The sequence below is a fragment of the Modestobacter sp. VKM Ac-2979 genome (assembly GCF_026967995.1).
Lineage (GTDB): Bacteria > Actinomycetota > Actinomycetes > Mycobacteriales > Geodermatophilaceae > Modestobacter.
The window spans coordinates 136,740-154,126 of sequence record NZ_JAPVBO010000009.1 but is presented as its reverse complement, the minus strand read 5'-3'; the positions used below and the strand labels follow the sequence as shown (position 1 = coordinate 154,126).

General features: G+C 73.9%; 18 protein-coding genes. 9 read left to right on the top strand and 9 right to left on the bottom strand.

The window, feature by feature from the left end:
• Window positions 1-42 precede the first annotated feature (42 nt).
• Together O2W15_RS23195 and O2W15_RS23190 are read left to right on the top strand one after the other, a co-directional pair.
• On the top strand, window positions 43-498 hold the full coding sequence (locus tag O2W15_RS23195) for a hypothetical protein (RefSeq protein ID WP_269181171.1): 456 nt from the start codon (window positions 43-45) through the stop codon (window positions 496-498).
• 149 nt (window positions 499-647) lie between these two features.
• Window positions 648-851, top strand: a complete 204-nt coding sequence (locus tag O2W15_RS23190) for a cold-shock protein (RefSeq protein ID WP_014741881.1) — start codon at window positions 648-650, stop codon at window positions 849-851.
• Between the two features lie 98 nt (window positions 852-949).
• On the opposite strand, the gene O2W15_RS23185 is transcribed toward O2W15_RS23190, so the two are convergent.
• Entirely contained in the window at window positions 950-1,408 is a 459-nt protein-coding gene (locus O2W15_RS23185) for a hypothetical protein (RefSeq protein WP_036338783.1), read from the bottom strand.
• A 221-nt stretch (window positions 1,409-1,629) separates the two neighbouring features.
• Here O2W15_RS23185 and O2W15_RS23180 point away from each other — a divergent pair, with 221 nt between their 5' ends.
• The gene (locus tag O2W15_RS23180) at window positions 1,630-2,178 is read left to right on the top strand and encodes a hypothetical protein (RefSeq protein ID WP_269181170.1); all 549 of its coding nucleotides are present in this window, start codon (window positions 1,630-1,632) and stop codon (window positions 2,176-2,178) included.
• Between the two features lie 88 nt (window positions 2,179-2,266).
• Window positions 2,267-2,686: a peptide-methionine (R)-S-oxide reductase MsrB gene (msrB, locus tag O2W15_RS23175; RefSeq protein ID WP_269165177.1), complete on the top strand. Its 420-nt coding sequence runs from the start codon at window positions 2,267-2,269 to the stop codon at window positions 2,684-2,686.
• 302 nt (window positions 2,687-2,988) lie between these two features.
• Here msrB and hemQ read toward each other — a convergent pair whose 3' ends face one another.
• Genes hemQ through hemE form a run of 4 tightly spaced genes read right to left on the bottom strand, consistent with a single transcriptional unit; the run spans window position 2,989 to window position 7,086 of the window.
• Window positions 2,989-3,705, bottom strand: coding sequence for a hydrogen peroxide-dependent heme synthase (hemQ, locus tag O2W15_RS23170; RefSeq protein ID WP_269181169.1), 717 nt, complete (start codon window positions 3,703-3,705; stop codon window positions 2,989-2,991).
• Window positions 3,706-3,752: 47 nt separating this feature from the next.
• A complete protein-coding gene (locus O2W15_RS23165) occupies window positions 3,753-4,673 on the bottom strand; it encodes a DMT family transporter (protein WP_269181168.1) in 921 nt (306 codons plus the stop codon).
• Window positions 4,670-6,043, bottom strand: coding sequence for a protoporphyrinogen oxidase (gene hemG / locus O2W15_RS23160; RefSeq protein WP_269181167.1), 1,374 nt, complete (start codon window positions 6,041-6,043; stop codon window positions 4,670-4,672). Before hemG ends, O2W15_RS23165 begins: the two co-directional genes overlap by 4 nt.
• Window positions 6,040-7,086, bottom strand: coding sequence for a uroporphyrinogen decarboxylase (hemE, locus tag O2W15_RS23155; RefSeq protein WP_269167569.1), 1,047 nt, complete (start codon window positions 7,084-7,086; stop codon window positions 6,040-6,042). Before hemE ends, hemG begins: the two co-directional genes overlap by 4 nt.
• A 157-nt stretch (window positions 7,087-7,243) precedes the next feature.
• Between hemE and O2W15_RS23150 the strand changes: the two genes are divergently transcribed.
• The 3 genes from O2W15_RS23150 (at window position 7,244) to O2W15_RS23140 (ending at window position 9,958) form a co-directional block, all read left to right on the top strand.
• Complete coding sequence (locus tag O2W15_RS23150) at window positions 7,244-7,861, top strand: DUF3000 domain-containing protein (protein WP_269181166.1); 618 nt, start codon at window positions 7,244-7,246, stop codon at window positions 7,859-7,861.
• Between the two features lie 127 nt (window positions 7,862-7,988).
• On the top strand, window positions 7,989-8,699 hold the full coding sequence (locus O2W15_RS23145; protein WP_036338804.1) for a LuxR C-terminal-related transcriptional regulator: 711 nt from the start codon (window positions 7,989-7,991) through the stop codon (window positions 8,697-8,699).
• Complete coding sequence (locus O2W15_RS23140) at window positions 8,696-9,958, top strand: ribonuclease D (protein ID WP_269165182.1); 1,263 nt, start codon at window positions 8,696-8,698, stop codon at window positions 9,956-9,958. Before O2W15_RS23145 ends, O2W15_RS23140 begins: the two co-directional genes overlap by 4 nt.
• 3 nt (window positions 9,959-9,961) lie before the next feature.
• On the opposite strand, the gene O2W15_RS23135 is transcribed toward O2W15_RS23140, so the two are convergent.
• The 4 genes from O2W15_RS23135 to O2W15_RS23120 form a co-directional block, all read right to left on the bottom strand.
• Window positions 9,962-10,498 (bottom strand): DUF1697 domain-containing protein, encoded by a 537-nt coding sequence (locus tag O2W15_RS23135; protein WP_269181165.1) that lies wholly within the window; start codon window positions 10,496-10,498, stop codon window positions 9,962-9,964.
• A gap of 93 nt (window positions 10,499-10,591) precedes the next feature.
• On the bottom strand, window positions 10,592-11,875 hold the full coding sequence (locus tag O2W15_RS23130; RefSeq protein WP_269181164.1) for a sugar ABC transporter permease: 1,284 nt from the start codon (window positions 11,873-11,875) through the stop codon (window positions 10,592-10,594).
• 9 nt (window positions 11,876-11,884) lie between these two features.
• Window positions 11,885-12,691, bottom strand: a complete 807-nt coding sequence (locus tag O2W15_RS23125) for an ATP-binding cassette domain-containing protein (protein ID WP_269160459.1) — start codon at window positions 12,689-12,691, stop codon at window positions 11,885-11,887.
• 71 nt (window positions 12,692-12,762) lie between these two features.
• A complete protein-coding gene (locus O2W15_RS23120; RefSeq protein WP_269181163.1) occupies window positions 12,763-13,830 on the bottom strand; it encodes a sugar ABC transporter substrate-binding protein in 1,068 nt (355 codons plus the stop codon).
• 253 nt (window positions 13,831-14,083) lie between these two features.
• Here O2W15_RS23120 and O2W15_RS23115 point away from each other — a divergent pair, with 253 nt between their 5' ends.
• Window positions 14,084-15,289, top strand: a complete 1,206-nt coding sequence (locus O2W15_RS23115) for a thiolase family protein (protein ID WP_269181162.1) — start codon at window positions 14,084-14,086, stop codon at window positions 15,287-15,289.
• Window positions 15,286-17,364 carry a 3-hydroxyacyl-CoA dehydrogenase NAD-binding domain-containing protein gene (locus tag O2W15_RS23110; RefSeq protein ID WP_269181161.1) on the top strand — a complete coding sequence of 693 codons (2,079 nt, stop codon included), beginning with the start codon at window positions 15,286-15,288 and terminating at the stop codon, window positions 17,362-17,364. Before O2W15_RS23115 ends, O2W15_RS23110 begins: the two co-directional genes overlap by 4 nt.
• The last annotated feature ends 23 nt before the right edge of the window (window positions 17,365-17,387 follow it).

Sequence of the window (17,387 nt, the reverse complement as noted above, 5' to 3'; positions counted from 1 at the left end):
AACCGTTCGGTCCCACGGTCAGACAGGCGGAGGAGCAGGGTCATGCGGGTCGCGCTCTTGGTGTACGGCGTGCTGTACGTCGTCATCGAGGTCGTCGGGTACCAGCTGGAGCAGGTCAGCTGGCCCGAGCTCACGCCCCTGGACGTCGCCACCGCGCTGACCAACGCCTTCCTGACCGTCGCCGTGCTCGTCGCCGTGCTGGTGGGGATCGACCTCGCCGGACACCGCTGGCGCCGCCACCTGCGGACGGTCGCGCAAGAGCGGGCCCGGCTGGCACTCGAGGAGTGGGCGGCCCCCGAGCCGCTCACCGTGCAGGCCTGGCGGCCGGGGCCCCTGGCGCTGCCCGCCGCCGCGGCTCCCCGTCCGACCGGGAGGAGGCGGACCAGGACCGGCCCGGCGCAGGAGGGCCGCGCGCCCGACGCCTACGCACCGAACGCCTACGCCCGCCAGGCCTGGTCGGAGGACGCCTCCCGGGACGCCTCCGGACGCCTGCTCTGACCCTCCCCGCCACGGCCCGGATCGGCTCGCCGGGGATCTTCTTGCCCCTGACCTCCCACAGATCGACAGAACCCGCTAGGGTCGTACTCGTCGGGAAGGCCCTGCGCATTGGCAGGACCCCGACGCACGACCTCAGCTAGGAGCGAGCAATGCCCGAAGGAACAGTGAAGTGGTTCAACGCAGAGAAGGGGTTTGGCTTCGCCACCCCGGACGGCGGCGGCCCGGACGTCTTCGTCCACTACTCGGCCATCCAGACCAGCGGGTACCGCTCGCTCGATGAGGGCCAGCGCATCTCGTTCGACATCGAGCAGGGCCAGAAGGGCCCGCAGGCGGCGAACGTCAACCCGGTCTGATCTCCAGACCGAGGAGCTGAACGCAGCCCTCTCGAACCACCGACAGTGCCCCCGCCCGGGAAACCGGACGGGGGCACTGTCGTGTCCGGCCCCGGTGGTCAGCGCGCCCGGGGCACGTACCCGCCGATCAGGGCGGACATCAGCAACGCTCCGTCGTCGGGCCCGATCGCAGCCGCGGCGTCGGCGAAGGCCCGCCAGCGCTCCCGCTCCACGTCGGTCATCGCGCTGGCAGCCCGGGCGCCGGCCTGCTCCAGCAGACGGTCCCACTCGCTCTGCGGTGTCGGCCAGAGACCGGTGAGCCGGCGAGCCTCCCCCGAGACGGCGGTGAACCGGACGATCTCGCCGGCGTGGTTGGTGAGCGCCTCGGCGTAGCCGGCGGTGACCAGCGCGTTGGCCGCCGAGACGACCTGCGGCTTGGGCAGGCCGCTGGCCGGCACGACCGCGCCGAGGTAGGGGGCGCTGCCGTGCGGCGGTTCGTCGATCAGCCGGACGATCGCCCGCAGCACGGGGAGATCGCGGGTGAACCAGGTATCGGCCAGGGGCTGCGGGGTGCTCATGGGTCCTCTCGGCGGACGGCGGCGCCACCGGACGCGGCGCCGCGCCCACGGTACGAGCACCGGACCAGGGCAGCGCAGCCGCACATCGCCAGTCACCCGGCCGCTGCTTAGCGGGGCGAACTTCGTTACCGGATGTTGATCGACCCTTGCGCTGGGCAATGACAGGATCGGGGTGTCCACCGCCCCGCACGCGAGCTCGCGCCGCCCGCTCGAGGAGACCCGTGTCCCGACGCAGCACGCCCCGCGCCGTCGTCCTCGGCCCGGTCCTCGGCTCCCTCCTCGGTCTGACCCTCGTGGCGTCCACCGTCGGGCCGGCCGGCGCTGCCTCCGGCGCCGACCCGGTGCCCGTGGTCGTCCCCTCGACGGCGGTCGACGGGCTGGACGGTCCCGGCGACCTCGTGGCCGACCCGCTCGCCACGGCCGCTGACCCGGGCTCGACGGTCGCCGCCGACGCCGGACCCGCCGCGACGGTCAGCGACCCGTGGCCACTGCGGGAGGAGGAGGTGACCGTTCTCGGGACGGGGTTCTCGCCGGAGGAGAAGGTCACCGCCGAGCTGCCCGCACGCCTCCGAGGCCAGCTCGGCACTGCGGTCGCCGGCCCGGACGGCACCGTCGCCATCCCCGTGCGGGCGCCGACGGCGCTGCAGGCCGGCGCGCACGAGGTCCTGCTGCGTGGCACCTCGGGTGCCACGGCGAGCACGAGCATCCAGCTCCGTCCGGTGGTCGAGGACCAGCTCACCCGGCTCGCCCGCTGGTGGCCGCGCGGCTGACCGCAGCCTCCGGCGCCTGACCGCAACGCCGCTGACCAGGGCGGCAGGGGCTCCGGCACGGGTGGCGGAGCCGCCGTACCGTGGGGTCATGACCACTTCCGCCCACCAGCCCCAGGTCGTCAAGAGCGACGAGGAGTGGCGCGCCCAGCTGTCGCCGGAGGAGTACGCCGTGCTCCGCCAGGCGGGTACCGAGCGGCCGTGGACCGGCGAGTACGTCGACACCAAGGCGGTCGGCACCTACTCCTGCCGGGCCTGCGGCGCCGAGCTCTTCCGCTCCGAGACGAAGTTCGACTCGCACTGCGGCTGGCCGTCGTTCTACGAGCCCTCCGAGCAGGACAACGTCGTCCTCCGCGACGACACCGCGCTCGGGATGCGACGCACCGAGGTCCTCTGCGGCAGCTGCCACAGCCACCTCGGCCACGTCTTCGCCGACGCCCCCCAGACCCCCACCGGCGACCGCTACTGCATCAACTCCGTCAGCATCAAGCTGGACCCCAGCAAGAGCTGACACCCAGCACGACAGAGAGGCCCGTACCCCAGTCGGGGTACGGGCCTCTCTGCACGACCGGGCAACGAGCATGGGAGTACGAGTTCGGGGGAACGAGTACGTACCCGCCGCTCTGTCGCGCCAGCGACCCCGCGGGACCCGGCGCGGGCCCGGAGGGTCCCGCCGGGGACGGCGGCCAGCGGCTCGGCGATCCTGACGCGGGGCCCGGAGGGTCCCCGGCAGGACCGCCGGGAACGGCTCAACGCCAGCCGGGCACGACTCCTGGCCGCGGTGTCATCGCGGAGCGATGACCATGTGCACCATCACGGCAGGTCCGCGATCAGCTCCGCGACCTGCTTGCGGGTGCCGGTGTAGAACGGCACCTCCTCGCGCACGTGCCGGCGGGCCCGGCTGGCGCGCAGGTCGCGCATCAGGTCGACGATGCGGTGCAGTTCGTCGGCCTCGAAGGCGAGCATCCACTCGTAGTCGCCGAGCCCGAACGAGGAGACGGTGTTGGCCCGCACGTCGGGATAGGGCCGGGCCTGCATGCCGTGCTCCTTGAGCATGTCCCGCCGCTCCTCCTCGGGGAGCAGGTACCACTCGTAGGAGCGCACGAACGGGTAGACGCAGACGAAGCGGCGCGGCTCCTCGTCGGCGAGGAACGCCGGCACGTGGCTCCGGTTGAACTCGGCGGGGCGGTGCAGCGCCATCTGCGACCAGACCGGCTCGAGGCGGCGGCCCAGGGCGGTGCGGCGGAACCGGCCGTAGGCCTCCTGCAGCGCCTCCGGGGTCTCGGCGTGCCACCAGATCATCAGGTCGGCGTCGGCGCGCAGACCGGCAACGTCGTAGACGCCGCGGACGACGACGTCCTTGCCGGCCAGCTCCTCGAACAGCGCGGTGACCTCGTCGGCGGCGACGCTGCGCTGGTCGTCGTCGAGGGGGCGGGCCAGCTTGAACACCGACCACATCGTGTAGCGGATGAGGGCGTTCAGCTCGTTCGCCCGCTTGCCGATGCTGCGCTCTTCGGTCTGCTCGCTCATGTCCTCATTGTCGCGCGCCCGGCGGGGACCGCGTCGTCGGGATCCGGTCAGCCGACGGCCGTCCGGCGTCCTGGCGGGCGCAGCACCAGCGCGACGCCGACGGTCGTGACCACCACCCCGAACAGCGACAGCGGCAGCAGCTCCTCGCCGAACAGCAGGTAGGCCTCCACCGCGGTCGCCGGCGGGACCAGGTACAGGAGGCTGGAGACCCCGGAGGCGCTGCCGCGCCGTAGCAGGAGGAGCAGCAACAGGACCGCCCCCAGGGACAGCGGCAGCACCAGCCAGACGAGGGCGAGGACGAAGTCGGCCGTCCACTGGATGGCCATGCTCTCGGTGAGGCCGGCGACGGCGACCAGCGCGAGGGCGGCGGCGGCGTACTGCACGGCGGTGCCCGACAGCAGCGGGATGTGGTCGCCGTGCTTCTTCTGCCACAGCGTGCCCGCCGTCCCGCACAGCAGCGCGACCAGGCACGAGACGACGCCGACCGGCGGGACCGTGCCCTGCTCCCCCGCCGCCCCGGCGAGCCCCGGGGCGAGGACCAGCGCCACGCCACCGACGCCGAGGACCAACCCCAGCCACTGCACGGCCCACAGCCGCTCGCCGAGCAGCCGGGCGGCCAGCGCCGCCGTCAGCACCGGCTGGAGGCTCACCGTGACCGCGGCGACGCTGGCGGGCAGGCCCGAGTCGATGGCGAAGAAGACCCCACCGAGGTATCCGGCGTGTAGCAGCAGCCCCGCGACCCCGGCCCGACCGGCCGACGTCCGGCCGGCCGGCCACGCCGCCCGCAACGCGACGGCGAGCGCCGCCAGCAAGACCCCCGCCAGCGCCAGCCGCAGCGCGAGGAAGGTGAACGGCTCGGCGTAGGGCAGCCCGTACTTGGCGCCGACGAACCCGGTGCTCCAGAGCAGCACGAAGACGACGGGGGCGACGGCGATCGCCGCGCTCCGGACGCGGGCCGGTGCACTCACAGCAGGGCGTGGACCGCCCGGCGGGCGTCGCGGACGCAGGCCGGCACCCCGACGCCGCCGTAGGCGGCCCCGGCCACCGCGAGCCCGGGGACGGCGTCGACCGCCGAGCGGATCGCAGCGACCCGCCGCGGGTGCCCGACCAGGTACTGCGGCAGCCCGTCGACCCAGCGCACCAGCTCGGTCTGCACCGGCTCGGGCCGCTCGAGGTCGAGCAGCTCGGCGACGTCGGCGACCACGGCGGCGGTGAGCTCGGCGTCGTCCCACTGCAGGGCGGCGTCGTCGCCGAAGCGGCCCACCGACGACCGGACCCGGAGCACCGGTGCACCCTCGGGGCCGGACAGGTGCGGCCACTTCGACGAGGAGACGGTGACGCCCTTGACCAGCCGGCCGGTCACCGGCGGCACGAGCAGCCCCGAGCCGGCCGCGACCGGCTGGTCGGGGAAGGCCATGGCGACCACGGCCATCGACGCGTACGGGATGCCCTGCAGCGGCTGTACGACATCGGGGGCGACGTCGGCGAGCAGCCGGGCGGCCGGGCCGGCCGGGGTGGCGAGCACGACGGCGTCGGCGGTCAGCGTCCCGCCGCCGTCGACGTCCAGCTCGAAGCCGGCGGGGGTGCGGCGCAGCGCCGTGACCCGGGTCCGCAGCCGCACCTCGGCGCCCGAGGCACGCACCAGGGCGTCGGGCAGCGAACCGATGCCCTCGCGGACCGTGACGAACACCGGGCCGTCGACGTCGCCGCGGCTGCGGGCTCCGGCGTCCCGGGCGGCGACGGCGGCCCCCAGCAGGGAGGTGGCAGCCGGCAGCTCGGCGGCGAGCGCGGGCATGGTGGCGGCGAGGGAGAGGTCGTCGGGGCGGCCGGCGTAGACGCCGCCGAGCAGCGGCTCGACGAGCCGGTCGACGACCTCGTCGCCGAGCCGCTCCCGCAGCAGGCCGCCGACGGAGACGTCGCCGTCCAGCTGCAGCGGGGGCAGCTCTGCCTCGGCCCGCACCCGGGCGACCCCGGCGGGGGTGAGCACACCGTCCAGGCCGTCGGCGGTGGTCGGCACGCCCTGGAGCGTGCCGGCCGGCAGCGGGAAGCGGCCCTCGGGCAGCACGATGGCGGCCTGGGTGGTCTGCGCGGGCACCAGCTGGTCGGCCAGGCCGAGCTGCTCGATGAGCTCGACGGCCTCGGGCACGCGGGCGAGCACCGCCTCGGGGCCGGTGTCGTACCAGCGACCGGCGAGGTCGACCCGGTCCAGCTTCCCGCCGATGCGGTCACCGGCCTCCAGGACGACGACCTCGCCGTCGGGGTGCGCGCGGCGCCACTCGAACGCTGCGGTGAGCCCGGTGATCCCGGCACCGACGACGACCAGCCGGCGGGGGCTCATCTCGCGGTCAGCTCGTGCACCAGCTCCACGACGTGGGTGAGCACGCCCGGGTCGGTGTCGGGCAGCACGCCGTGGCCGAGGTTGAACACGTGCCCACGGGCGGCCCGGCCCTGCTCGACGATGCGGCGCACCTCGCGGTCGACGGTCTCCCGGTCGGCCAGCAGGACGGCGGGGTCGAGGTTGCCCTGCAGTGAGTACCCGGGGCCGACGCGGCGGGCGGCCTCGTCCAGCGGCACGCGCCAGTCGACGCCGACGACGTCGGCACCGGCGTCGCCGATCAGCGGCAGCAGCTCCCCCGTGCCCACGCCGAAGTGCACCTTGGGCACCTCCGGGCGGGCCAGCCCGTCGAAGACGGCACGCGAGTGCGGCAGCACGCGCCCGGCGTAGTCGGCCGCGGACAGGACCCCCGCCCAGGAGTCGAAGAGCTGCACCGCGCTGGCGCCGGCGTCGACCTGCACGCGCAGGAACGTGGCGGCGCTGACCGCGAGCCGTTCCAGCAGCCGCTGCCAGGCCGCGGGCTCGGCGTACATGAACGCCTTGGTGCGGGCGTGCTCCTTGGAGGGGCCGCCCTCGATCAGGTAGGTCGCGAGGGTGAACGGCGCCCCGGCGAAGCCGATCAGCGGCGTGGCACCGAGCTCGGCGACCAGCCGCTGGACGGCGGTGGCCAGGAACTCCAGCCGGTCGGGCTCCAGGGCGGGGAGCGCGTCGACGTCGGCGACGGTGCGCAACGGCGAGGCGATCACCGGCCCGACGCCCGGCTTGATCTCGATGTCGACCCCGGCCACCACCAGGGGCAGCACGATGTCGGAGAAGAGGATGGCCGCGTCGACGCCGTGCCGGCGGACCGGCTGCATCGTGATCTCGGTGACCAGGTCGGGGTCCTGGCAGGCCTGGAGCATCGCGGTGCCCTCACGCAGCGCGCGGTACTCCGGCAGCGAGCGGCCGGCCTGGCGCATGAACCAGACCGGCGTGCGCGAGACCGGCAGGCCACGCGTCGCTCGGACGAGATCGGAGTCGGCGGCCGGTCCTGCAGCTGTTCCCACGGACGCCGATCCTCCCAGACGTCACCGTGGGCGGCTCCGCCCCTCCACCGGATCCCTCCAGCGGGCCGGGCGCAGCGGAGGTCACGGCTGTGCGTCGGCTGGGCGGGGCGGCGCGTCGGGGCGGGCACTCCGGTCGTGGGCGACCTACCCTGCGCAGGTGGCCCAGCAGCGCAAACGCCTCGACGACGGCACCCCGCCGCCGGAGCGGCCGGTCGCGTTCCAGGCCGCCCTGGAAGCACTGGCCACGGTGCGCCCCCGGCCGGAGGTCGTCGTCGAGCAGATCCCGGCGCCGCAACGACTCGCCCCGTGGTCCTCCGCGATCGGCGTGCGGGTCGCCCACCCCGAGGACGAGGAGGAGGAGCTGGCCAGCGGCCGGTTCATCCTGCTGTACGACCCGGAGGGGCACGACGCCTGGCAGGGCACCACCCGCTGCGTCGGCTACGTCTCGGCCAGCACCGACTCCGACATGGTCGACGACAGCATGTTCTCCGAGGTCGCCTGGAGCTGGCTGACCGACGCGCTGGCCGAGTCCGGGGCCGCCCACCACTCCGTCGGCGGCACGGTCACCCGCACCGCCTCCACCCGCTTCGGTTCGATCGCCGCCCCGGAGCACTCGGTCGACGTCGAGATCCGCGCCTCCTGGACGGCGGAGGGCACCGACCTCGACCGGCACCTCACCGCCTTCCTCGAGGTGCTCGGCACGGCCGCCGGCCTGCCCCCACCGGGGATCCGGCTGCTCGCCGCTACCGAGCAGACCGGCCCCGACGACGCCTAGACTCGGCGTCCGTACTCCACTCGGCGTAATCGGACGTCGGCCGAGTGCGCGGACACGCCGGGCCGTTCGCCGGGTGATCACCCGTTGATCACCTGGTCGTCGACCCGGTCCGACGACGGGAGGGTCGATGCCCCAGGGCCAGCCGTGGTCCGACGGCGTCCTCTTCGGTCCGCACGCCAGCGCCCTGGTCGTCGACCCGTTCCCGCTCGTCCGGGAGGCCCTGGCCGGCCGGCTGCGCACGCTGGGCGCCCGGGACGTCGAGGAGGCCGCCTCCCTGGAGGAGGCTCGGGTCCGCGCGCACGTCTCCGGCCCGCGGGCACTGTGCGTGCTGGAGGTCGACCTGCCCGAGGTCGAGCCGGAGGCCGCCGGCCGCGGCGGGGACCACGGGCGCGGGCTGGAACTGCTCCCGACCCTGCGCACCGAGGGCTGGCCGGTGACCGTCGTGCTGACCTCGGTCACCGACCCGGCCGTCGTCCGCGCGGCCTTCCTGGCCGGGGTGCAGGGCTACCTGCTCAAGACCAGCCCGCTGGCCACGGTGACCGGAGGGCTGCGGGCGTCGCTGTCCGGGGAGGTCTTCGCCGACCCCGGGATCGCCACCAGCCTGGCCCGGGGGCTCACCCGGAGCGGGGTGGAGGAAGCTGTCGGGGAGTTGTCCGCCCGGGAACGGGACATCCTGCGGCTCGTCGCCGACGGGCACACGAACAAGGAGATCGGCGAGAAGGTGGACCTGTCCGCACTGACCGTGAAGAGCCACCTGGCGCGCATCGCGCGCAAGCTGGGCACCGGCGACCGGGCGCACATGGTGGCGCTGGGCCTGCGCTCGGGGGTCATCGAGTGACCACCGACCCGGGCACCGAGGTGCCCACCGACCCCGGGGTGGAGCCCGCCCTCGACGAGGGCCCGCCGGCGACGCCGCTGCTCGCCCCGCGCGACGGGCTGCCCCCGGTCGTCGAGACCTCGACCGCACTGGTCGCCTACGCCGACGCACTGGCCGCCGGCAGCGGCCCGGTCGCCGTGGACGCCGAACGCGCCTCCGGCTACCGCTACGGCCAGAGCGCCTACCTGGTGCAGATCCGCCGCGCCGGCGCCGGCACCGGCCTGATCGACCCGGTGCCGCTGCCGGACCTGACGGCCGTGCAGACCGCGATCGGCGACGCCGAGTGGGTGCTGCACGCGGCCAACCAGGACCTGCCCTGCCTGGCCGAGCTCGGTCTGGTGCCCACCCGGCTGTTCGACACCGAGCTCGCCGCCCGGCTGGCCGGGCTGCCCCGGGTGGGGCTGGGCGCCGTCGTCGAGTCGCTGCTGGGCCTCTCGCTGCAGAAGGGGCACTCGGCGGCCGACTGGAGCACCCGCCCGCTGCCCGAGGACTGGCTGGTCTACGCCGCGCTGGACGTCGAGGTGCTGGTGGAGCTCCGGGACGCCCTGGCGGAGATCCTGGCGGAGCAGGGCAAGACCGAGTGGGCCCGGCAGGAGTTCGCCGCGATCCTGGCCGCCGGTCCCCCGGCACCCAAGGTCGACCCGTGGCGGAAGACCTCCGGGATGCACGGCCTGCGCAACCGCCGCCAGCTGGGCATGCTGCGGGCGCTGTGGCAGGCCCGGGACGACCTCGCCCGGCGGCGCGACATCGCCCCCGGCCGGGTGCTGCCCGACGCCGCCATCGTCTCCGCGGTGCAGGCCGACCCGAAGACCGAGGGCGCGCTGCTGGAGCTCCCGGTGTTCCGGGGTCGGGCGAACCGGAAGCTGGTGAACACCTGGTTCGGCGCGCTGAACCGAGGCCGCGAGCTGCCGGAGGACCAGCTGCCGCCGCACAGCCGCCCCGGTGACGGGCCGCCGCCGGTGAACCGCTGGGGCGACCGCGACCCCGCCGCCGCCGCCCGGCTCAAGGCCGCCCGGGCCGCGCTGGCCCAGGTGTCGGAGCAGTGGTCGGTACCGGTGGAGAACCTGCTCTCCCCCGACCTGGTGCGTCGGCTGATGTGGGCGCCGCCCAGGCCGGCCGACGCGGCGGCCGTGGCCGAGGTGCTGCGCGCCGGCGGTGCGCGGGAGTGGCAGGTCGAGCTCACCGGCAGCCTGCTCACCGAGGCGATCGCCGCCGGCTGACGGTCAGCCCCGGAGCAGGTCGGCCAGCCTGAGCACGGTCCGCCAGTTGCGGGTCGTGCTCACCGGCCCGCCGCCCCGACGGGCCAGGGCTCCGGCGAGCGGGCTGGCCAGCTGGCCGTGCGGGCACCACAGGAACAGCTCACGGCCCTGCACCGCGAAGGCGTCGTCCCCCGCGTCGACCGTGCGCAACCACTCCCCCAGTTCGACCGGCAGCTCGGCGGCGGCGAAGGCGACGACGTAGCGGGTGGGGTCGGTCACCACGGCGCCGAGGGGGTCACGGGTGACGACGTCGAGGAACTCCTCGGCGGTGCGGACGACGACCGGGACCGAGAAGCCGAACCGGTGTTCCAGCGCCTGCTCCACCGACCGGCCCAGCTCCTCGGCCGGCGCGGACGCCTCGAGCACGACGTTCCCGCTCTGCAGCAGCGTGCGCACCTCCCGGTGCCCCGCGGCGACGAGCAGCTCCCGCAGGTCCGCCATCCCGACCCGGTGGGTGCGGCCGAGGTTGATCCCCCGCAGCAGCAGCACGTACCTGTTCATGCCGTCGGGCTCCGCCGCACTGTCAGCTCGTGCACCACGGGCACGGCGCGCGCCACTGCACGCCGTGCCCGTGGCCGGCCCGTCGTCACGGCATCAGCGTGCCGTGGCCGCCCGGCGGCGGGCCAGCGCGTCCACCGATGCGGCCAGCAGCAGCACCCCGCCGGTGATGACGAAGTTCAGGTACGCCGCCACCCCGAGCAGCCCCAGCCCGTTGGCGATGATCGCGATGACCAGGCCACCGAGCAGCGCGTCGCGGGCCCGCCCCCGACCGCCGAAGAGGCTGGTGCCACCGATGACCGCGGCACCGACCGCGTACAGCAGCGTGTTGCCCGCGCCGGCGTCCGGCGTCACCGAGCTCAGCCGCGAGGTGGCGAGGATGCCGCTGATCGCCGCCAGGCTGGAGGAGATCACGAAGGCCAGCACCCGGATCCGGGTCACGTTGATGCCAGCCCGGCGGGCTGCCTCGGCGTTGCCGCCGACCGCGTACATGTGCCGGCCGAAGCTGGTGCGGGACAGCACGAACGTGACCACCAGCAGCAGCAGGATGACCAGCGGGATGGCGTACGGGATGCCGGCCAGGTCGACCGCCGCCGACAGCGCCCGGTCCTGGCTGAGGATCGCGGTCACGCCGATCACCACCACGGCCATCAGCACCACCCGGAGGACGACCAGCACCAGCGGCTGGTGGGCCAGGTCGCGGGCACGCTTGGCCCGCCAGCGCCAGAGCTCGATCGCGGCGTAGCCGACCGCCACCAGCACGGCCAGCGCCCAGCCGACCGCCAGCGGCAGGTTCTCGTTGGCCAGTGCCCGGATCACCGGTTCCCGCACCGGCACCGTGCCGCCCTGGCCGATCAGCCGCAGGGTCACGCCCTGCCAGCCCAGGAACAGCGCCAGGGTCACCACGAACGACGGGATGCCGACCATGCCGACCAGGCTGCCGGTGAACACCCCGATCACCGCACCCGTGGCGATCGCGGCGAGGACGGCGACCGGCCAGCCGAACCCGCTCTGCACCAGCACCTGGGCCAGGACCGCCGAGCAGACCCCGCTGACCACGCCGGCCGACAGGTCGATCTCGCCCAGGAGCAGGACGAAGACCAGGCCCATCGCGAGCACGATGATCGGGGTGGCCTGCACGGCGAGGTTGGCCAGGTTCAGCGGGGTCAGGAAGGTGCCCGGCCGCAGCACCGTGAACAGGATGCCGAGGGTGATGATGCCCAGGACGGCCGGAAGCGCCCCCAGGTCACCGCCGCGGAGCTTGTCCAGGTAGCCCCGGACGGCGCCGCCGAGCGTGTTGTCCTGCCGGTCGCCCTCGAAGCCCGCGGCGGGCTTCTGCGGACCGCTCGCCTCGGCGGCGGTCAGTGTGTTGCTCGACATGACGTCCTCTCAGTCCTCGAGGTCTTCGGCCGAGAGGCCCAGGTCACCGGATCGGCCGGAGGTGATGAGCTCGATGACCTGGGTGCGGTCGACCTGGTCGATCGGGACGTCGGCGGCTACTCGCCCCAGGTAGAGCGCGGCCACCCGGTCGGCGACCTCGAACACGTCGACCATGTTGTGCGTGATGAAGACGACGGCGTGGCCGGCGTCGGCCAGCCGGCGGACCAGGTCGAGCACCTGCCGGGTCTGCGCCACGCCCAGTGCCGCGGTCGGCTCGTCGAGGATGACGAGCTTGGACTCCCACAACACGGCCTTGGCGATGGCCACGGTCTGCCGCTGTCCGCCGGAGAGGCTGGACACCAGCTGCCGGACGGACTTCAGGGTGCGGACCGACAGCTTGGCCAGCGTCTCCCGGGCCGCCACCTCCATCGACTGCTCATCGAGCAGAACGCCGCGCTTGCGCTCCCGCCCCAGGAACATGTTCTGGACGACGTCGAGGTTGTCGGCCAGCGCGAGGTCCTGGTAGACCACCTCGATCCCGAGCTTGGCGGCGTCCCGGGGGCTGTGCAGCGTGACTCGCTCGCCCTCGAACTCCACCTCGCCCGAGTCGAACGGGTGGATGCCCGCGATGCCCTTGATCAGCGTGCTCTTGCCCGCTCCGTTGTCACCGACCAGTGCGGTGACCTTCCCGGGGTAGACGGTGAGGTGGACGTCGTGCAGCACCTGGACGGCGCCGAAGCTCTTGTCCACCCCCCGCAGTTCGAGGGTGGGCCGGCCGACGGCCGTGGTGCCGTGATCGCGCTCTGGAGCGGACACGTGAGTCCCTTCTCGGCTGGACAGGCCGACAGGGGCGCCCCCCGGAGAGGGCGCCCCTGCTGGCAGGTGGACTACTGGATGCCGAGCTCGGTGCAGGCGGCGGCGTACTCACCGGTGCACAGGTCGGCGGCGTCGACGTAGCCGTCGTCGACGACCTCCTTGACGTTGTCCCGGAAGACTGAGACCGGGTCCAGCAGCACGGCCGGGACGGTGCGGTCGCCCTCGACGTCCTCCACCTCGCCGTCGACCTCCGGGGTCTCACCGTTGACCAGGGCCACCGCGAGCTCGGCCAGCGCGGTGGCCTCCGCCTCGATCGGCTTGTAGACGGTCATGCACTGGTTGCCGGCCAGGATGTTCTGCAGGCCCTCGGTGGTGGCGTCCTGCCCGGTCACCGGCACGGTGCCGGCGACGTTGTTGCGGCCCAGGATGGAGATGACCGCGTTGGCGAGGCCGTCGTTGGCGGCCAGCACGCCCTGGATGTCACCGCCGGCTTGGGTGTACATCTGCTCGAAGATCGTCGCGGCCTGCTGGTTGTCCCACTCGGGCACGGCCTGCTCGGCTGCAACCGTGTACTGGGTCATCGGGTCGAGGACCTCGTGCGCGCCCTCGGAGAACAGCGTGGCGTTGTTGTCGTCCGGCGACCCGTTCAGGAACGCGATGTTCGCCGGCTCGTCGCCGAGGCACTGGGCCAGGCCCTCGCCCTGCAGGCGGCCGACCTCGGTGTTGTCGAAGGAGACGTAGTAGTCGGACTCCCCACCGAGGGTGAGCCGGTCGTAGTCGATCGTCTGGACGCCCTGCTGCTCGGCCTGCCGCTGGATGGCGGCGCCGGAGGCGGAGTCCAGGTTGACGATCGCCAGGACGGTGACCCCACCGGTGATCATCTGCTCGGCGATCGTCGCCATCCGCTGGGCATCGCCCTGCGCGTTCTGGATGTCGGCCTCGACGCCGGCCTCCTCGAACGCGGCCTCCAGCAGCGGGGCGTCCGCGCTCGCCCAGCGCGCCGAGGACGCGGTGTCGGGGAGGATCACCCCGACCTTGCCGGCGGCCTCGCCGCCGCCACCGCCACCGCCGCCGCCGCCGTCGTCGTCACTGCCGCAGGCGGCCATCGAGAAGACGAGTGAGGCTGCGAGAGCAGTCATCAGGGTGCGCTGTCGCGCCATGTTCGACCTGCCGTTCCTTCGTTGGATCCGGGAGATTTCCGGAAGTGATCGTTTACTGCCTCGGGTGTGACCGCAAGCACATGGCGGCACTGTTGCCGGACCGTGATCTAGAACCGGCCGGTCACCCCGGAGGGTCTGGAGCCTGCGGTTACCAGCGGGTAACTTCGCGGTGCCGCCCTGTCCGGGGCGGCACCGAGCTCATCGCGGAGGTCCTGTGTCATCTGGAGAGCGGTTGCCACGCCAACTGCGTGAGGTCGTCTTCGTCGACGGCGTGCGCACCCCGTTCGGCAAGGCGGGTCCGGCGGGCATCTACGCCGAGACCCGCGCCGACGACCTCGTCGTGCGCTGCATCCGCGAGCTGCTGCGCCGGAACCCGTCGCTGCCGGCCGAGCGGGTCGACGAGGTCGCCATCGCCGCCACCACCCAGATCGGCGACCAGGGCCTGACCATCGGCCGCACCGCTGCACTGCTGGCCGGGCTGCCGAAGAGCGTGCCCGGCTACGCCATCGACCGGATGTGCGCCGGGGCGATGACCGCGGTGACGACGACGGCCAGCGGCATCGCCTTCGGCGCCTACGACGTCGCGATCGCCGGCGGCGTCGAGCACATGGGGCACCACCCGATGGGCGAGGGCGTCGACCCGAACCCGCGGTTCGTCAGCGAGAAGATCGTCGACGGCTCCGCGCTGGTGATGGGCTCGACCGCGGAGAACCTGCACGACCGGTTCCCGCACCTGACCAAGGAGCGGGCCGACGCCTTCGCGCTGGCCAGCCAGCAGAAGTACGCCGCGGCGGTGGCCGCGGGCCAGATCGGCCCGGAGCTGGTGCCGGTGGCGACCCGCTCGGCCGACGCCGGCTGGGGCCTGGCCACGGTCGACGAGCCGCCACGGCCGAAAACCACGCTCGAGGGCCTGTCGACGCTGAAGACGCCGTTCCGCCCACACGGTCACGTCACCGCCGGCAACGCCGCCGGGCTGAACGACGGCGCGACCGGGTGCCTGCTCGCCGCCGAGGAGGTCGCCGAGGAGCTGGGGCTCGACGTCGGCATGCGGCTGGTCGGCTTCGGCTTCGCCGGGGTCGAGCCCGAGGTGATGGGCGTCGGGCCGATCCCGTCGACGGAGAAGGCGCTGGCCCGCACCGGGCTGTCGATCACCGACATCGGCCTGTTCGAGCTGAACGAGGCCTTCGCCGTCCAGGTGCTCGCGTTCCTGGACCACTTCGGCATCGCCGACGACGACGCGCGGGTCAACCCGTGGGGCGGCGCGATCGCCGTGGGTCACCCCCTGGCCTCCTCGGGCGTGCGGCTGATGACGCAGCTGTCCCGGCAGTTCGCCCAGCGACCCGACGTCCGCTACGGCCTGACCGCCATGTGCATCGGCATCGGCATGGGCGGCACCGTGATCTGGGAGAACCCGAACTGGGAAGGGGCTGCGGCATGAGCGCCGTCTTCGCCGACGAGGTCGTCACCCGTGCGCTGGTCCGGTACCTGCGGGTGCCTGGGCTGGCCGGGGAGCTCGCGCTGATCACCCTGGACAACGGGCACGACCACACCCGGCCCTCCACGTTCGGGCCCGGCGGGCTGGCCTCGCTGGACGCCGCCCTGGACGAGATCGCCGCCCACTCCCCCGCCCCGGCTGCCATCGCCGTCACCGGGAAGCCGTTCATCTTCGCCGTCGGCGCCGACCTCTCCGGCGTCCCGTCGATCACCTCGGCCGCCGACGCCCGGGAGATCGCCGAGACCGGGCACCGGGTGTTCCGCCGGCTCAAGGAGTCGACGATCCCGACGTTCGCGTTCGTCAACGGCGCGGCGCTCGGCGGCGGCCTGGAGCTGGCGCTGCACTGCCACCACCGGACGATCGCCAGCACCGCCGTCGTGGCCTTCCCCGAGGTCTTCCTCGGCCTGGTGCCCGGCTGGGGCGGCACCCAGCTGCTCCCGGAGCTGATCGGGATCGACGCGGCGGTCACCGTGATCGTGGAGAACGCGCTGGCGCAGAACAAGGTGACCCCGGCGCCGAAGGCCGCGAGGCTGGGCATGGCCGACGCGGTGTTCGAGCCGGCCGACTTCCTGGAGCGTTCGCTGGCGTGGGCGGCCGGGGTGCTCACCGGGGACGTCGCCGTCCGCCGTCCCGAGGTCGACCGGACGGCCTGGGACGACGCGATCTCCCGCGCCCGGCAGCTCGTCGCTGCCCGCACCCGCAATGCGTCCCCCGGGGCGCTGCGTGCGGTGGAGCTGCTCGACCTGGCCCGGGCCGGCGACGCCGGCTTCACCACCGGGACGGCGGCCGAGGACGACGCGCTCACCGACCTGCTGATGAGCGAGGAGCTGCGGGCCGGCCTGTACGCCTTCGACCTGGTCAACAAGCGGGCCAAGCGCCCCGCGGGTGCGCCGGACCGCAAACTGGCCCGGAAGGTGACGAAGGTCGGCGTCGTCGGTGCCGGGCTGATGGCCTCCCAGCTGGCGCTGCTGTTCGTGCGCCGGCTCGAGGTGCCCGTGGTGCTCACCGACGTCGACCAGGCCCGCGTCGACAAGGGCGTCGGCTACGTGCACGGCGAGCTGGAGAAGCTGGCCGGCCGCGGGCGGCTCTCCCCCGACGCCCTCAACCGGCTGAAGGGCCTGGTCACCGGCTCGCTGGACAAGGGCGCCTTCGCCGACGCCGACCTGGTGATCGAGGCGGTGTTCGAGGAGCTGTCGGTCAAGCAGCAGGTGTTCGCCGAGGTGGAGGCGGTGGTCTCTGCCGAGTGCGTGCTGGCGACCAACACCTCGGCGCTGTCGGTGACCGAGATGGCCGCGCGGCTGCAGCACCCCGAGCGGGTCGTCGGCCTGCACTTCTTCAACCCGGTCGCCGTCCTGCCGCTGCTGGAGGTGGTGCGCGCCGAGCGCACCGACGACGCCACGCTGGCCACCGCCTTCGCCGTCGGCAAGGCGCTGGGGAAGTCCTGCGTGCTGGTCGCCGATGCCCCGGCGTTCGTGGTCAACCGGCTGCTCACCCGGTTCCTCGGCGAGGTCACCGCGGCCGTGGACGCCGGCACGCCGGTGGCGGTCGCGGAGACGGCGCTGGAGCCGCTGGGCCTGCCGATGACGCCGTTCGAGCTGCTGACGCTGGTCGGTCCGCCGGTCGCGCTGCACGTGGCGGAGCGGATGCACGAGGCGTTCCCCGACCGCTTCGGCGTCGGCGCGGGGCTGCGTCGGATGGTCGAGATGGGCAAGACCTCGGTCTTCTTCGAGCCCGGCGTCATCGACCCGGAGCTGGCCGGCATCGACGCGGGTGACTCGCCGCTGACCGCCGACGAGCTGCGCTCTCGGGCCGAGCGGGCGCTGGCCGAGGAGATCGGGCTGATGCTCGACGAGGGCGTCGTCCAGGCCGTGCAGGACATCGACCTGGCGATGCTGCTCGGCGCCGGCTGGCCGTTCTGGCTGGGCGGGATCAGCGCGTACCTCGACCGCGCCGGGGTGTCGGAGGCCGTCACCGGTCAGCGGTTCCTCCCGAGGGGCGTGGCCTCGCTCCCCGCGTAGTCGGTGGTCGCCGGCCCCACCTC

Bases quoted from the DNA above. Each gene is read 5' to 3' on its own strand.
- O2W15_RS23195 (WP_269181171.1), top strand. From the start codon at position 43: ATGCGGGTCGCGCTCTTGGTGTACGGCGTGCTGTACGTCGTCATCGAG.
- O2W15_RS23190 (WP_014741881.1), top strand. From the start codon at position 648: ATGCCCGAAGGAACAGTGAAGTGGTTCAACGCAGAGAAGGGGTTTGGC.
- O2W15_RS23185 (WP_036338783.1), bottom strand. From the start codon at position 1,408: ATGAGCACCCCGCAGCCCCTGGCCGATACCTGGTTCACCCGCGATCTC.
- msrB (WP_269165177.1), top strand. From the start codon at position 2,267: ATGACCACTTCCGCCCACCAGCCCCAGGTCGTCAAGAGCGACGAGGAG.
- hemQ (WP_269181169.1), bottom strand. From the start codon at position 3,705: ATGAGCGAGCAGACCGAAGAGCGCAGCATCGGCAAGCGGGCGAACGAG.
- hemG (WP_269181167.1), bottom strand. From the start codon at position 6,043: ATGAGCCCCCGCCGGCTGGTCGTCGTCGGTGCCGGGATCACCGGGCTC.
- O2W15_RS23145 (WP_036338804.1), top strand. From the start codon at position 7,989: ATGCCCCAGGGCCAGCCGTGGTCCGACGGCGTCCTCTTCGGTCCGCAC.
- O2W15_RS23135 (WP_269181165.1), bottom strand. From the start codon at position 10,498: ATGAACAGGTACGTGCTGCTGCTGCGGGGGATCAACCTCGGCCGCACC.
- O2W15_RS23130 (WP_269181164.1), bottom strand. From the start codon at position 11,875: ATGTCGAGCAACACACTGACCGCCGCCGAGGCGAGCGGTCCGCAGAAG.
- O2W15_RS23120 (WP_269181163.1), bottom strand. From the start codon at position 13,830: ATGACTGCTCTCGCAGCCTCACTCGTCTTCTCGATGGCCGCCTGCGGC.
- O2W15_RS23110 (WP_269181161.1), top strand. From the start codon at position 15,286: ATGAGCGCCGTCTTCGCCGACGAGGTCGTCACCCGTGCGCTGGTCCGG.